The 16397-nt window shown below is 36.8% G+C and carries 15 protein-coding genes; 4 read left to right on the forward strand and 11 right to left on the reverse strand.

Going from position 1 to position 16397, the window contains the following annotated elements; all coding sequences use genetic code 11:
• Positions 1-167 precede the first annotated feature (167 nt).
• The 6 genes from EG344_RS16860 to EG344_RS16885 form a co-directional block, all read right to left on the reverse strand.
• The gene (locus EG344_RS16860; RefSeq protein ID WP_123910559.1) at positions 168-920 is read right to left on the reverse strand and encodes a succinate dehydrogenase/fumarate reductase iron-sulfur subunit; all 753 of its coding nucleotides are present in this window, start codon (positions 918-920) and stop codon (positions 168-170) included.
• Between the two features lie 12 nt (positions 921-932).
• Entirely contained in the window at positions 933-2849 is a 1917-nt protein-coding gene (locus EG344_RS16865) for a fumarate reductase/succinate dehydrogenase flavoprotein subunit (protein WP_123910560.1), read from the reverse strand.
• Positions 2850-2861: 12 nt separating this feature from the next.
• On the reverse strand, positions 2862-3518 hold the full coding sequence (locus EG344_RS16870; protein ID WP_123910561.1) for a succinate dehydrogenase cytochrome b subunit: 657 nt from the start codon (positions 3516-3518) through the stop codon (positions 2862-2864).
• A 16-nt stretch (positions 3519-3534) separates the two neighbouring features.
• On the reverse strand, positions 3535-4965 hold the full coding sequence (locus tag EG344_RS16875; protein ID WP_123910562.1) for an anion permease: 1431 nt from the start codon (positions 4963-4965) through the stop codon (positions 3535-3537).
• A gap of 20 nt (positions 4966-4985) precedes the next feature.
• Positions 4986-6104, reverse strand: a complete 1119-nt coding sequence (locus EG344_RS16880; protein WP_410493984.1) for a porin — start codon at positions 6102-6104, stop codon at positions 4986-4988.
• Positions 6105-6443: 339 nt separating this feature from the next.
• On the reverse strand, positions 6444-7493 hold the full coding sequence (locus EG344_RS16885) for a linear amide C-N hydrolase (RefSeq protein ID WP_123910564.1): 1050 nt from the start codon (positions 7491-7493) through the stop codon (positions 6444-6446).
• A 372-nt stretch (positions 7494-7865) separates the two neighbouring features.
• Between EG344_RS16885 and EG344_RS16890 the strand changes: the two genes are divergently transcribed.
• The 3 genes from EG344_RS16890 (at position 7866) to EG344_RS16900 (ending at position 11682) form a co-directional block, all read left to right on the forward strand.
• Positions 7866-10064 (forward strand): ATP-binding protein, encoded by a 2199-nt coding sequence (locus EG344_RS16890; protein WP_123910565.1) that lies wholly within the window; start codon positions 7866-7868, stop codon positions 10062-10064.
• Between the two features lie 20 nt (positions 10065-10084).
• A complete protein-coding gene (locus EG344_RS16895; protein WP_123910566.1) occupies positions 10085-10636 on the forward strand; it encodes a biliverdin-producing heme oxygenase in 552 nt (183 codons plus the stop codon).
• A gap of 119 nt (positions 10637-10755) precedes the next feature.
• Positions 10756-11682, forward strand: a complete 927-nt coding sequence (locus tag EG344_RS16900; protein WP_045500033.1) for a malate dehydrogenase — start codon at positions 10756-10758, stop codon at positions 11680-11682.
• A 458-nt stretch (positions 11683-12140) separates the two neighbouring features.
• Here the strand turns inward: EG344_RS16900 and EG344_RS16905 are convergent, their stop codons facing one another.
• The 5 genes from EG344_RS16905 to EG344_RS16925 are packed head-to-tail and all read right to left on the reverse strand — an operon-like array spanning position 12141 to position 14899.
• Positions 12141-12863: a DUF1963 domain-containing protein gene (locus EG344_RS16905; RefSeq protein ID WP_123910567.1), complete on the reverse strand. Its 723-nt coding sequence runs from the start codon at positions 12861-12863 to the stop codon at positions 12141-12143.
• A 14-nt stretch (positions 12864-12877) separates the two neighbouring features.
• Positions 12878-13177, reverse strand: coding sequence for a hypothetical protein (locus EG344_RS16910; protein WP_123910568.1), 300 nt, complete (start codon positions 13175-13177; stop codon positions 12878-12880).
• Positions 13161-13715, reverse strand: a complete 555-nt coding sequence (locus EG344_RS16915) for a putative glycolipid-binding domain-containing protein (protein WP_123910569.1) — start codon at positions 13713-13715, stop codon at positions 13161-13163. The genes EG344_RS16910 and EG344_RS16915 overlap by 17 nt, the downstream gene beginning before the upstream one ends.
• Positions 13716-13768: 53 nt before the next feature.
• Positions 13769-14341: a Crp/Fnr family transcriptional regulator gene (locus EG344_RS16920; protein ID WP_123910570.1), complete on the reverse strand. Its 573-nt coding sequence runs from the start codon at positions 14339-14341 to the stop codon at positions 13769-13771.
• Positions 14342-14350: 9 nt separating this feature from the next.
• Positions 14351-14899, reverse strand: coding sequence for a hypothetical protein (locus EG344_RS16925; RefSeq protein ID WP_123910571.1), 549 nt, complete (start codon positions 14897-14899; stop codon positions 14351-14353).
• Positions 14900-15031: 132 nt separating this feature from the next.
• On the opposite strand from EG344_RS16925, the gene EG344_RS16930 reads away from it, so the two are divergent.
• Positions 15032-16372 carry a M28 family metallopeptidase gene (locus EG344_RS16930; RefSeq protein ID WP_123910572.1) on the forward strand — a complete coding sequence of 447 codons (1341 nt, stop codon included), beginning with the start codon at positions 15032-15034 and terminating at the stop codon, positions 16370-16372.
• Positions 16373-16397: the final 25 nt, after the last annotated feature.

Genomic DNA, 16397 nt, shown 5'->3' on the forward strand with positions numbered 1-16397 from the left:
ATAATGTGCTAAAAACTTTGCGTTAAATTAAATTCCATAAATATCAGCAATACGATCACCCAGCTTTGAGACTGATTCATAAAAATTTGTTTAAAAAAAGAAAGAGCAAACCTGCATTTGCAGATTCACCCTCTCACATAGTATCATTTTTAGCGTTCTTCGTTTATTTACCCTTTTTTATTGAAAAATAGGGCTCTGTTGTATTCAAAATTCATTCTGGCAATATTCAGAACGGAGATTCCTTGCGGACATTCTACTTCACAAGCTTCCGTATTGGAACAGTGCCCAAATAATTCAGTATCCATCTGGAAAACCATATCCAAAACACGCTTGCTTCTTTCTTCTTTGCCCTGAGGCAATAATGCCATGTGAGCTATTTTTGCAGAAGTAAATAAAGCAGCACTTCCGTTTTTACAGGTTGCCACACAAGCACCACATCCGATGCAGGCAGCAGAATCAAAAGCCTCTTCAGCAACCTGATGGGTTACCGGAATAGCAGTCGCATCCGGAGCCTGGCCGGTATTTACTGATACGAAACCACCGGAAGAAATAATTCTGTCAAAAGCAGAACGGTCTACTTTTAAATCTTTTTTGACAGGAAAAGCTTCTGCACGAAAAGGTTCTATCAGAATTGTTTCCCCATTTTTAAAAGAACGCAGGTGAAGCTGGCAGGTCGTTGTATTTTTTAAAGGGCCATGAGCAATACCGTTAATCATCATTCCACATTGTCCGCAGATTCCTTCACGACAGTCGTGGTCAAATTCTACTGGTTCATCTCCTTCGGTAATCAGTTTTTCGTTTAATGTATCTAACATTTCAAGGAAAGACATGTGAGAATTTAATCCTTTAAGGTCATAGCTGACCAGTTTTCCCTCACTTTTTCTGTCTTTCTGTCTCCATATCTTAAGGTGTAAATCCATAATTTTTGTTTTTTATTTGTAACTTCTTACCGTTGGCTGTATTTCTTCGAAGGTTAATGGTTCTTTAACCAGTTCAGGTTCTCCATTTTCACCTGTCCATGCCCATGCTGAGATGAATTGATATTCTGCATCATTTCTCATTGCTTCCCCATCCGGAGTTTGGTATTCTTCACGGAAGTGAGCGCCACAAGATTCATTACGGGTTAAAGCATCATAACACATCAGTTCTCCGATTTCAAAATAATCAGCAACACGACCAGCTTTTTCCAGTTCAGCATTCATCTTATCCCCTTGTCCGGAAACCCTTACGTCTTTATAGAACTTCTGTTTTAGTTTTCTGATCTCCTGAATAGCATATTTAAGCCCTTCCTCGTTTCTTGCCAGTCCGCAATAATCGTACAGCAACTTTCCTAATGTTTTATGGAAATAGTCAACAGTTTTGGTTCCTTTGATATTCATTAAATCCTGAATCTGATTTTTAACGGCATTTTCAGCCTGTTCAAACTCTGGAGCATCCGGTGAAATTTTCCCGGTATGAATTTCATCTGCTAAATAATTTGCAATAGTATAAGGAGCGATAAAATATCCATCTACAGAAGCCTGTAAGAGAGAGTTTGCTCCCAATCTGTTGGCTCCATGATCTGCAAAATTAGCTTCACCTAAGGCAAAGAGTCCCGGAACGGTAGTCATCAGTTCGTAATCTACCCAAAGGCCACCCATTGAGAAATGGGCAGAAGGAGAGATCATCATCGGTTCTTTATAAGCATCATATCCTGTAATTTTAAGATACATGTCAAATAGGTTTCCGTATTTCTCTTTGATTTTCTCTTTTCCTTGTTCTTTAATCGCCTTGGAAAAATCCAGGTACACTGCATTTTTCAAGGGACCAATTCCGAATCCGGCATCAATTCTTTCTTTGGCAGCACGGGACGAAATATCTCTTGGAGCCAGGTTTCCAAATGCAGGATATCTTCTTTCCAGATAATAGTCTCTTTCATTTTCAGGAATGTCATTCGGGAGTCTGTTTTCATCTTCTTTTAAAGGAACCCAGATTCTTCCGTCATTACGCAATGATTCAGACATTAATGTTAATTTAGACTGATAATCTCCGGATTGCGGAAGGGAAGTAGGGTGTACCTGAATCCAGCTCGGGGAAGCCATTAAAGCTCCTTTTTTATGCGCTCTCCAGATCGCAGAACCATTACATCCCATAGCTAATGTGGACAGGTAATAAATCTTTCCATAGCCTCCGGTTGCTAATATTACAGCATGGGCTGCATGTCTTTCAATTTCTCCGGTATCTAAATTTCTTACGATAATTCCTCTTGCTTTCCCATCAATCGTAACCAAATCAAGCATTTCATGTCTTGAAAACAATTGTACAGAACCTTTTCCAACCTGTCTCATCAAAGCCTGATACGCTCCCAGAAGCAATTGTTGTCCGGTCTGTCCTCTGGCATAGAAAGTACGGCTTACCTGAACTCCTCCAAAAGAACGGTTGTTAAGGTAACCACCATATTCACGTCCAAAAGGAACTCCTTGTGCTACAGCTTGATCGATGAGGTTTAAAGAACATTCTGCCATTCGGTACACATTGGCTTCACGCGCCCTGAAGTCTCCACCTTTCAAAGTATCAACGAACATTCTGTACACACTGTCACCATCATTTTTATAATTTTTAGCAGCATTTACTCCACCTTGAGCAGCTACAGAGTGCGCTCTTCTCGGACTGTCCTGAAAACAGAATGCCTTCACATTATAGCCCATCTCTCCTAAAGAGGCAGCGATAGAGCTTCCGGCAAGACCTGTTCCTACAACAATCACATCAAGCTTTTTACGGTTGGCCGGATTGACAAGCTTGGCTTTCTTTTTATAATATGCCCATTTTTGTTCCAATGGGCCTTGTGGTATTTTTGAATCTAAAATCATGATGAGGTCTTTTTAATGATAAGTAAAGAATACATAAACAGGCATAAGGGCAAAACCTAAACTTATAATGACAGAGTAGGCTGTTCCAATGATTTTAACCCATTTCACAAATTTAGGATGGTACAATCCAAGAGTTCTTACGGAGCTGTATAATCCGTGGATCAGATGATAACATAAGGCAATCATAGAAAGGACATAAATCACCACGTACCACCACTCTTTAAACACTGTTACGACCAAAATATATAAGTCCTTATTTCCATTCTCATCCAATGGGGGATTTCCGAATTTATAGACATACCAGAAATTTTGGAAATGAATGACCAGAAAGATCAGGATTAATGTTCCCAGGATTCCCATATTTCTGGAAGCCCATTTACTGGCTCTTCCACGTCTGTCAGACTGGTAACCACCTCCTGATTTTTTATTTTTTAAAGTAATCATCAGCCCATCTACAGCATGCAGGATAATACTGGCATACAAAACATAAGAAACTATTTTGATAATGATATTTCCTGATAAAAAATGAGAATAGGCATTGAATTGCAGATGTGCTTGTTCCTGGGGGAGAAAAAGCTGAAGATTTCCGAGGAAATGAATCAACAGGAAGAATCCCAAAAAGAGTCCTGTAAGGCACATCAGCATTTTTCTTGACAATGTTGATAACATATATTTGATTTAATAATTAATAATATCCTAAAACTTTCATCCATAAACCTCCTACAACCATGTAGATGATTAAAAGCACGATTCCTATTTCAAGGCCGCGAAGCCACCAGGCTTTTAGATCAACATATCCGCTCCCAAAGAATACCGGAGCCGGACCATGTCCGTAATGGGTAAGCACACCATAAATTGAACCCATAAAACCAAGCATCATTGCCAACAACATAGGAGGAATTCCTAAAGAAACCCCTACACCCAGCAGGGCTGCATACATAGCCGCTACGTGAGCTGTAGCACTTGCGAAAATATAATGACTGAAGAAATAGACTACAATAATAACCGGGAAGGCTACCTGCCAGCTTAAACCTCCGATTTGAACTTTGATAAGGTTACTGAACCAGCCAATGAAGCCCAATTCATTCAAAGAACTTGCCATCATGACCAAAACAGCAAACCAAACGATGGTATCCCATGCTCCTTTTTCACCTTTTACATCTTCCCAGGTTAATACTGAGGTTAATAGCAATAAAGTTAATCCGATAAAGGCAGTAGTGGTTGCATCAATAGAAAGCGTACCACCAAAGATCCAAAGGAATAAAAGGATAAAAAAAGCCAATAGCATCAACCATTCATTTCTGGAAATAGGTCCCATTTCTTTTAATTTCTGAGCGGCCATTTTCGGGGCATCACCTGTTTTTTTCAATTCAGGCGGATACAATTTATACAATACCAAAGGAACAACGAAGAACGCCACTAAACCGGGTAGAAAACCAGCCGCTGCCCAAGACATCCATGTGATATCAATTCCAAGGTTGGCGGCAAATTTCTGGCACATAGGGTTACTTGCAGTTCCGGTTAAGAACATAGAAGAAGCGATGAGGTTCATATAGTAACTGTTTAATGTTAAAAATGAACCCAGTTTTCTATGGGTTTCCGGTTTTTCAGGAACGGAATCAAAGCTTATGGCCATAGATTTCATGATCGGGTAGATAATTCCTCCTCCTCTTGCCGTATTACTAGGAATTGCAGGAGCCAGACAAACATCAGCAAGTCCTAATCCATAAGCCAGTCCTAATGAACTTTTACCAAAAACCCTGATGAATAAAAAGGCAATACGGTTTCCAAGTCCTGTTTTGATAAATCCTCTGGCAATAAAGAATGAAATCCCGATCAGCCAGATTACTTTATCTCCAAATCCGGAGAGTGCTTTGGTAATAGATTTTCCGGCATCTCCGGGAGCTACTACTTGTGTAAGGGCTGTAAATCCAATGGCCATCATACACATGGTTCCCATAGGAGCTGCTTTTAAAATAATTCCTAAAATAGTTGCGGCAAAGATGGCAAACAGGTGCCAGGCATTTTGGGCAACCCCTTCAGGAGCTGGAATAAACCAGATGATTAACGCAACGACAAATGTGATCGCAACGTTTTTAATATTAATTTCTTTCATGATACTTACTATTTAATCCGTTAAAATCTACTTTGTACTTGCACTATGAATAGATTGTTGTTGTATTGGCTGGTATTTTCTACCTGATATTTATAGCGATCGAACTGTACGCCTAGCTGAATTCTGGCACCATAGTTTTTCAGAAATTCCAGTCCTACCATTGGTGTAATGGTCTGTCTGGGGTTGGATGCCATTCTGAAATTGGTGTCCAGGTATTCGTATCGGCAAGATAATTCAAAAGCGCTCAGGTTTTTATGGTTAATCTCGTATCTCAGATTCGGAAGGAAATAAACTCCTCGAACAAGGTATTGATCTGGATTATCTGGTCTGACTTCAGGAGCAATAGAATTGTACAGAACATGGTTGGTCGCCTGTTTAGCTTCCAGTTGCATATCAAGACTCCATTTGGGATCAAAATGAATCATTGAGCTGAGGTCGACGCCTACAGCATATACTTTTTTGCTGAAAACTTCGCCAATTCCTCCATTTAAGCCCACATTGAAATTGTATTTCTTGGATAATCCGAAAAGTAAACGGGTAGAATATTGTTTCCCATTGTCATTATCATTGATTTGGTTTTTCCCGTTTCCATTCACTACAGACACAGCATATTGGAGTGGAATTTCTCCTAATTGTACTTGTCCTGTGGCAGAAAGCCCTATCTGGAAACTCGTCCAGCCCAGTTTCCCAAATTCGGAATACTGATTAGACCAGTCCAGGGATTTAATAATATCGATAGGATAAGTCTCCTCAATACCAAACCAGGGTCTGAACTGGCCCACAGTGAATGCCAACTTGGGACTGAAGGTATATTTCAGATAAGCATTTTCAAGAACTCTGCTTTTAGGATCGTTTTTAAAGTCGGCAAGGTTGGCCAATGCAACAACTTCAGTACGCTTACTGATTTGTGCCCGTACCTGAATCCTCATGTATTTCAGCATGAAATTATTGCTGGTTCCTGATCCGTCAGAATGATGAAGTCCGTTGACGTCAACATCCTTGCTCATTCCTACCAGATAACGTGCCTGAAAAAGTCCTTTGATCTGAAGCTGAGGATATTTTACATGATCTTCTTCTTGTGGTTGGGGGGTGGTCTGTAGAGAGTCTTGTATTTGTGCATTTGCTGAAAACCAGCCCATGAGTATGCACAGGATCAAGCTTCTCTTTTTTAATGAAAAAAAGGCCATATCTATTTGTTTAATTTTTGCTTTTTTGAAATTTTATGTAAGCATGAAAGTTCCTGTCTCTATCCTTGAAAAGTTGAGGTCATGCACTGAGCGTGCGCATAAATGATAAAAACTTTTGTTGCTTAACTCCTTCCGTTACATCTCCGATGTATACTTCTTCAGAGGAAGGAAATGATTTTATATCTCATCCTGAATGTAATCATTCACAATTTACAGAATCCTAAGTGTTTCTAAAAAGCTGCTCCTCAAAGAAACACTTAAGACTAAATCTTTATTTTTAAACCTGAATTGTTATTCTAAGCCTAAGAATTTGAAAGATGGAGTTTCTTTGAAATTGGTATTTGATTTACCGTTGTAGGTCTGATAGTTGCTCAGGTCCAGTTTCATCACTTTTCCTTTTGCGCTTAGGTCAAAATCTTTAAGATCTACCCAGAATGTGTTGGGGGTAAAAACGGTTTCAAAATAATACACCAGGTTCTTTTGGTCCGAAACAGAACGCCATCTTGTAGAAGAAATATTAGGCTCTGTAGGTGAAGTGATCCCGTACGGTACGGAACAGTTTCTGATGACACCGAATACGCTGGCTACAGCAGTACGGGGATCAGTCGTTTTTGGAATTGCGTTAATGTAATAAGAAGCTCTTACAAAACGATCGGCAGCGCGATTGGTTCCCGGAAGCATTACTGTTCCCGGAATTCCTTTCCAGTAATTGTTAAGTGCAAGCTGCTCTTCAAAAATAGGAGAGTTGGTCATTACCGTGTAAGAAGGATCATGGTGAATAACCAGTTTTCCATTAATATATTCAAATACGGCGTTATCTCCTGTAGCATCAGAAATAGAAAGGTGAATGGTTGTAAATCTTTCGGTTCCCGGAATATAATCACTTACTACAACGAAGGGTTCTTTTTTTGAAAACTCTACGGCTTCTTTTACCGTTGAGAAGTTATCAAGATAATATTGTGCCCATAAAGAGATGGCAAGTCCCTTTTTTCCTCCTTTAGGATCGAATTTTGGATATTGAGATTCCCCTAGCCATAACATGTTGGCTACCAATCCTTTTTCGTTCATTCCGTCTGCAGAAGCAATATCCCAACTAGAACTAATGATGCTTCCATATTTGGAGGTCCATTTTACAGATTTAGGACCGGTTTGACCATTGCGGTCTATTCCTTTTGGAAAAACCCAGAGATTAGCGGGAATCTCATCACGCCAGTCCATAGAGCGAGCTGTAAGAATTGTATTTTCCGGACCTTTGTACACCACGCGGGTACACGCTTCTGATGGATTCCATAATCCTATTGAAAGGACAAGAGAAAATAAAATTAATGGGAACTTTTTCATAATAGTATTATTTGAATTTAAAATTTATATTGAATTTATTGTGAATAATTCAATTGTTTCGTGGTTGTAATCATTATTTGGTGATATAAATTTAGTTAAAATTGTTTAAATAACATAATTAATTTAGCTGATAAACAGCAATTCATGTTATGAATCATGGTTTAATAGTTAAAAACACTATTATTGGAAAAATTTCCGTATATTTTAGAGATATCGTAGTAAAATCAGGTTAAAATCAATAATTTTTTAATGAAGATTAATGCTGGTTTTTCTGCTGTATGATACCACATGATCAAAGTGGAAATTAAATACCACATCACCAAAACCAGTTAAAAAAAAGCTCTATCTTTGATAGATAGACTGAAAAGAGATATGAATTTTATAGAATGTCATGAAGAACCTATCCATATTCCAGGCTCTATACAAAGTTTTGGTTATCTGATTGGCATTGATGCAGAATCTCACTCCATTACTTTTTTAAGCCAGAATCTATCGGATATTTTTAAAATCGGAAGCTTGAATGAGCTATTTGATAGAAAGCTTACGGATTTCCCAGAAAGTTTTCAGAATATTATAGAGTCAGATATTTACACTTCACTGAATCGTTTTACCAGACGGGAAAATGAAACCTATTTTGATAAGATCTTTATAGATAAAAAAGAATACCATTTTTCTGTTTTCAGAAGTGGTGGGCATATCTTCTTGGAATTTGAAGAAGTTCTGATTAATCCTGATAAAAGGATTTCCAATAAATATGATAACTTTTATGTTATTGATAATGAACAGGAACTTTGGAATCACCTTTTGGAAACACTTTCTAAAGTAGTGAATTATGACCGGACAATGGTGTATAAGTTTATGATGGATGGCTCCGGAAAAGTCATTGCAGAGAAGAAAAATGAAGAAATGGAAAGTTTTCTCGGACTTCATTATCCTGAATCAGATATTCCTAAACAGGCACGGGAGCTTTATCTTAAAAAGAGAAAAAGAATATTCAGTAATGTGTATGCTGATACAGTCCCGATTTTGAGTACAACGAATAAAAATATTGATCTTAGTTTTTCTGCATCACGGGCAATGTCTCCTATTCATGGGCAATACCTTAAAAATTCAGGGGTTTCTTCCAGTTTCAGTATATCGATTATTATTGATAATCACCTTTGGGGGCTGGTAACCTGTCAGAATGTAAAACCTAAACATATTGATCTTGAAGACCGGGTTCAGGCTGGAATTTTTACGGCCTTGGCATCTAATGCTTATTCTTCTTTTAAATCAAAAAATGAACTGAATTATCGTCTTGAACTGAATGAAAGAATTTCTGATCTTAAAACGGAATTTTTAAAACATAATCATTTATTTGATTCTCTGTGGGAGAATAAAGCAGAGATCATGAATCTACCGGAAGCAGACGGTCTTGCGATTGTATCTGATGAAAATATAATCACTGAAGGGATTATTCCGGCAATGGATTCTATCAGCAGGATTGTGCACTGGGCATTGGAAAATACGAGTGACAGAATTTACGTTAACCGCAGCTTTCTTAAAAACTATGGTGAGAAATTGGGATTATCAGAAAATGCAGCCGGAATTATCATTTATTTTATTGAAAGAGATAAAAATGAGATGCTGATCTGGTTCCGTAAAGAATTTAATGAACATATTGACTGGGCAGGAAATCCGGAAAAGAAAATAGGCGTGTTTTCTCAAAATGGAGAAGACAGACAGATGATTTCTCCAAGAACCTCATTCCGCATTTTTACTGAAAATATTAAAGGGCATTCCAAAAGATGGAATTCCAGAAATGTAAGTGCGGTACAGGCTGTAAGAGATCTTATTCTAGAAACTTCTCATAAGAATTATAATGCCATCAAAAGGCTCAATGATGAGCTTAAAAAAGTGAATGAAGAACTCGATAGTTTTTCCTACACTATTTCTCACGATTTGGGAACTCCTTTGACTGTTATGAAACTGAATGCCCAAATGCTTTTGGGAAATCTTTCCGATGGTTCTGAAAAAAGCAAAACCAAGATTAATACAATCATTGACGAGATCGACAGCATCGCTGAAATGATGCAGGATGTCTTGCAACTCAGCCGGGCCAAGCATAGTGAAATACAACTGGAAAGCTTGAAAACCGGTAATACAATTCAAAAGATCTCTGATAATGCCAAGATCACTTACGGAAGTCCGAGAAGTGAAATTATTATTAAAGAGTGCCCAGATGTTTTGGGTGATAAAACATTACTTCATCAGGTATTTCTGAATATTATCAATAATGCGGTCAAATATTCATCTCATAAAGAGCAGCCGAAAGTAGAAATTGAAGGAACGGAAGACGGACAAACTATTGTTTACAGAATTTCAGACAATGGGATTGGTATTCCTGAGGAGGAGAAACATAAGATGTTTAAAATCTTCAATCGAATGGATAATGCCAAGAAATTCAAAGGAAATGGGATAGGGTTATCCATTGTACACCGTATTATGAAAAGGATAGGTGGAAATATAGATTATGAGAGTAATAAAGAAGGAACTTCATTCATTTTAACGTTTAAAAAGCCTTACATTTGAGAAACTTTTAAAACGTAATTATGGTATCAGAATATCTTAAACAAAATACAGCAGATTATCACGACGCAGCCGAAAAACTTTTTAATTCTGAAAAGATTTTTAATAAAACCTTTACTTTAGAAGATTATAAAAAGATCATTCATACCAATTACTTGATGCTTCTTCACAGTGAAGATAAAATATTCAACAGCCTTTCTGAAAAGTATGCTGATAAGCTTCAGCTTGCCGATAGAAAAAAGCTTCCTCTTATTGAAAAAGACCTTGAAAGTCTTTCTTTGGAAAATCAGTTGGCATCTCACCCTCTTGAATTTGAGAATGAACATGAAGCTCTGGGAGCAATGTATGTGATTGAAGGTTCTACATTGGGTGGAAATGTAATCGCCAAGCAGCTTTCTAAAACGGAAGGTTTTGATGCGGTGACTTTTAACTTCTTCGGATGCTATCAGGAAAATACGGGACCCATGTGGAAGAACTTTAAGGAGGTTTTGGATACTGAAGTGACAGAGGAAAAGTATGGAGAAGTGCTATCTGGCGCGAAAAAGCTGTACTCATTTTTACTGAACGTCAACTAATTCCTTTTAATTCTAATAAATTTCCTGAAAAATTGCGCATTTTTTCAGGATTTATTAAATTTGGGAAGTTTCAAATTTAAATAGTAACTCAACAAATAAATAATTAAAAAAGTAACAATATGAAAGTAACTGTAGTAGGTGCAGGCGCTGTAGGAGCAAGCTGTGCGGAATACATCGCGATGAAGAACTTCTGTTCAGAAGTAGTTTTGGTAGACATTAAAGAAGGATTTGCTGAAGGTAAGGCAATGGATTTGATGCAAACAGCATCGCTTAACGGATTCGATACAAAAATTACCGGAACAACAGGAGATTACAGTAAAACTGCAGGTTCTCATGTAGCAGTAATCACTTCAGGGATTCCAAGAAAACCTGGAATGACAAGAGAAGAATTGATCGGTATCAATGCTGGTATCGTGAAAGAAGTTACGGAAAACTTAGTAAAACATTCTCCGGAAGTAATCATTATTGTGGTTTCTAACCCAATGGATACTATGGCTTATTTAGTACACAAAACTTCAGGTCTTCCTAAGCACAAAATCATCGGAATGGGTGGTGCATTAGACTCTGCAAGATTCAAATACAGATTAGCTGAAGCATTAGAAGCTCCAATTTCTGATGTGGACGGTATGGTAATCGCTGCTCACAGTGATACAGGAATGCTACCATTATTGAGCAAAGCTACAAGAAATGGAGTTCCAGTAACTGAGTTCTTAAGTGAAGATCAACAAAAATATGTAATCGAAGAAACGAAAGTAGGAGGTGCTACTCTTACTAAATTATTAGGAACTTCTGCTTGGTATGCACCAGGTGCAGCTGTTTCTGTAATGGTTCAGGCTATTGCATGTGACCAAAAGAAAATGATCCCTTGTTCATTAATGCTTGAAGGAGAATACGGTCAAAACGATATCTGCTTAGGAGTTCCGGCAATCATTGGAGCAAACGGAGTAGAATCAATCGTAAATGTAACATTGACTGCTGAAGAGCAATTGAAATTCGCTGAAGCTGCTAATGCAGTAAGAGAAGTGAACGGAGATCTTAAATTCTAATCTACTGAATTTTATATAGAAAACCCCGCGCCCGAAGGGCGCGGGGTTTTGTTTTGAAAATTTATATACATCTTTATTTATATTTTCATCAGTTTTTAGTACCGAATTTGTTGAAGAAACTTTCTCTTCCTTTTTTATCATAAACATAAGGATCAATAAAAGTTTTTGTCCAATTATTTTTGCTAATATGAAACAATATAAAAAATGAATTGGCTTAATCATAGCTCTGAAAATTAATAATTCAAAAGTACTAGTCTCATTAGTAAATTTATTATGGGAAACCATAATGAATGTTTTAAATAGTTTCGGCGAGGCCAAAGGCCTCGCCGAAACTATTTTTATTTAATTAAGTCATTTTATTTTGTTATTCTGAATGTAATGAATTGAAATGAAGAATTATAGGCTAAGAGATTCTTCCTTCGTCAGAATGACAATGGTGTAAAATTATATTTAATACTTTAATAAAAATCATAGTACAAGCTCCACTCCCCAGTCTCTTTATTCTTCGCAAACATAAAGCTTCCACTGTCAATCACATTCAAATGCGCTTTATTATCTGAAGACACCTGAAAAACAAATTCAAACCCTTTTCCGAAACCATCTTTGAAACCAATGCCGGGCTGACAGAATGATGGGTAACCACCCAATTTAGTACTATAACAGTGCTTAATGATGTCAAAATAGCTGTTGAAATGCCCTTCTCTTTCAAGTTTAACAATTTCAGAGATTAAGTTGTAATCTATATCTTCAATTCCGCCACCATCCCATAAAGGGGCATCTTTAGGATATAATTCGGAGCGTAGTGGAAATGGTTTTAAATAAGAAACCGGACTTTGCAAATCCTTGATGACAATATTCTCCAGATCATCATATTCCCGAATTACCCAATTGTCACCCATTTTTTCAAGCATTCTCGGAAAATCCTGAGAAATAAATACGGTAATTAATTTTTTGTCCTTTATCAATTCCGGTACAAAAGGCTGGTTGGGAAGATAGAACTGGATAAGCGGCATCATAGGATCTCCATTTTTATCCAAAGGAATCTCTTCATCTTCAGCATAGGCAAATACCCGCCCGATCCATGATTCTTCTAAAACATTAAGAGGTCTGAAACCACCAGTAAAAAATTCTGTAGCAGGTATTTCTATTTTATCTTTAATTTCCTGAATTCTGTTATCCATTTTGTTATAAGTTATTAGTTTTCATCTTCTTTAAAATCTTCCCAAGTCAGATTCAGATATCCGTTGATTTGAGTTTTTTCTTCTTCTGTAAATACATCAAGTTTCAAGGTCATTTCTATAGATTCTGAAAGGGAAATTTGTTGATTATGCTGGGTAAACGCAAAACAACCGAGAAATGAAACTTCATTGTCTTTTAATTCTTTTATTTTGTCGCTCAGTTCCTGTTGGTTCAATGTTTTACAGGCAATGGCAGCTTCTTTTATTTCATTAATGGTCATAGTAATGGTATGCTGAGGTTTAAGAAAATTCAGCAATTTTTTCAAATAATCCAGGATAATTGACTACCAAACCATTATCATCGACTAAAATGTCAGCCTCAAAATCGCTTTGAAGATTGTCATAATGATAAGTATGGGGAGCAATTCTGGTATATTGCTGAGTCACCGGTTTTACCAGGTTATTCAGAACATCAATATAAATGACCTGGATTTTCCGGGCATCGTTTTCAGCCAATGTAAGGTTGTTGATGGGCAAGGTATTCGTAAAAGGAGTTAATGAGATATCAATGAAGGGAAATTCTTTAAAATCGGGATTAATTACATTGTTGATCTCCCATCCGTCCTGTAATTTTCTACCGGTTAATTCATTTTTAACCGTGTTGACTTCAGATTTGATGATAAATTCCTGGATATTCCAATTAATATCGATGATTAATTGATAATCTACAGTATACATTTTACTTTCATAGTAACCAATAATTCTTGATTCTATGATTGAACCTTTATCATTTTCTTTAAGACTGAAATATTCCAGGGATTGAAAAGCAATTCCTTGCCAGATCAATGTTTTCATTTTATTTTGGATTGGTGTTAATTTTTTTATATTCTTTTGATCAGGAGTTCCGGTTATTGAGAAATTCTCCGTTTCCTGATCCTGCTTAATGTTTCTCTGGCTACTCCCAGAAATGAAGCCAGTTGGGACAACGGAACTCTTTGTAATATCTCTGGATGTTTTTTTTCAAGATATTCAAGTCTTTCCTGCGCTGAATACAGTTTGAAGAGGTTGGCGAACTCTTCCTGTTTGTAAGCAATTTGTCGAATACAATGACGCCCCAGAGATTCTATTTCAATGTATTGTGCTGCAATTTTAAAGAGTATTTCTTTATTAAAGATAACAACATGTAATTCTTCACAAGCCATCATATTGAATTCAGAAGGTTTTCCACTGCCAAAACTATTGATATTGGTTGCAATTTCATTTTCAAAAAAGAAATCAGTGTTTTTTGTTACGCCATTGATTTCATAATAAGACTTACAATATCCTTTATCAATGTAAAATAATGATTGACATATTTCGCCTTCCTTTAAGATCAGTTCATTCTTTTTATATTGTTTTTCGGAGAGTGCAGCTTGAAGTAATGTCCAGCTTTCATCTGAAAATGGAGTGAGAGAACGGATATAGGTAAGAAGGTTTTCCATGTGAGATATCTATACTTTTTTATTTTTAGGAATTTTTAAAAGAAGTACAACAGCCCATGTTTGAAAAATAAGTTGTAAAATATTGATGATTCCGAGAATAGGCTCGGTGCTTAAATGGGTTATTATTACAGGTATTCCAAGGATACCGATCACAAAAAGAAAGATGAACAGATATTTTGCTACTGCGTTTCCCTTTCCGATCATATAACCGGTTCCAAAAACAAAAGCAATTACCGCGACAGAAATGAAAATTGCCAAACCTGAATTTAATTGTTCTGATGTCCAGATTAAACCGGCAATTCCTATTGCTCCAGACAGGTAGATAAGATTGGACGCTTTTGTGTGATTAGGATGTATTATGATGGGTTCGTTACTTCCAACTGTAGAAACAAGAGAGTTAATGCGATCCTGTTCTTCATTCGTAAATGTTCTTCCTCTTGATTGTAAAATTTCATAAGCGTACTGTATCGCTTGAGGTACAAATTTACTGTCAGGTTTTATGTATTGCTCAAGTTCTCGGTCAGACATTTTCTCCAGAACGTTTTTCTTTGTATCCATCTGATATAAGGTTATCTTTTTGCGAAAATACTGAAATTTTAATTTAATGATTTTGTTAATAAAGTTTGTTGTCTTTTTTGTAATTTTATTTAATAACAAATAAACTGTAAAAGATTAATAGACTGTTCTGTTATGAGAAAAATAATATTCACTTTGTTCTTTATTCCTGTTGTATTTCACGCTCAACAAACGGTTCAGCAGGATACTGAAATCCTCAATTATGTTTCACAGGTAAGTACAGATTCTCTGAAAAGTCATATCAATTCTTTGGTGAACTTTGGAACAAGGCATACCATGAGTTCTACTACAGATTCCAAAAGAGGAATAGGAGCTGCGAGAAAATGGGTGTCGAAAAAATTCAATGACTATGCAAAAAACGCAGCTGGAAGAATGGAAGTCTTTATGCAGAATCAAACCATCCAACCAGATGGAAAAAGAATAGACCGTCCTACTGATTTAGGAAATGTTATTGCCATTATTCATGGAACCAACCCTAATGATAAACGATTGTTTATGATGAGTGGACATCTGGATTCAAGGGTAAGTGATGTCATGAATAGCAAAGACAATGCTCCGGGAGCCAATGATGATGGAAGTGGAGTAGCAGGACTTATAGAAAGTGCCAGAATATTGAGCAAATCTAAATTTCCGGCAAGTATTGTATTCGTCGCTTTTTCTGGAGAAGAACAAGGCTTGCTGGGTTCTAAAATGCTGGCTGAGAAAGCAGCTAATGAAGGTTGGCAGTTGGAAGGTTTGTTGAATAATGACATGATTTCAAATAATCTCAGCAGTGATACTCATTTGATTAATACCCATCAGCTGAGAGTCTTTTCAGAAGGTCTGCCTCAATATGAGTTGGATAAAAAAGCTCAGGAGATTAGAAAATTCGGACTGGAAAATGATGGAGAGGCGAGACAGTTGGCAAGATATATTAAAGAAATAGGAGAGCGGTATGTTGATAATCTTCAGGTTAAATTAATTTACAGGAATGACCGTTTTTTGAGAGGTGGAGATCATACTCCATTTGTTGAAAAAGGATTTTCTGCTGTACGGCTTACGGAATTCAATGAGAATTTCGACCATCAGCATCAGGATATCAGAAAAGAAAATGGAGTGCAGTATGGAGATTTACCGGAATTTATGGATTTTGAGTATTTTAAAAAGAATGTTAGCGTAAATATTGCGGTTCTTGCAAATCTTGCAAAATCCCCTTCAAAACCTGAAAATGTAAAAATAGAAGTGAGTAAACTTACCAATTTTACAGATCTTTCCTGGGAAAAGCCTAAATCAGGAGAGGTAGGAGGATATTATGTATTGTTACGTGAAACGGATGCTTCTATGTGGCAGAAAAAAATATTTACCAAAGAAACTGTTATCAAGTTGCCTTATTCTAAAGACAATTATTTCTTTGCTATACAAGCCATAAACGCTTCCGGAAATGAAAGCTTGATCGTTTTGCCGAAAATAAAATAAATTTAAATATGTATTGGCTTTAGCC

Source organism: Chryseobacterium sp. G0162, assembly GCF_003815715.1.
Taxonomy (GTDB): domain Bacteria; phylum Bacteroidota; class Bacteroidia; order Flavobacteriales; family Weeksellaceae; genus Chryseobacterium.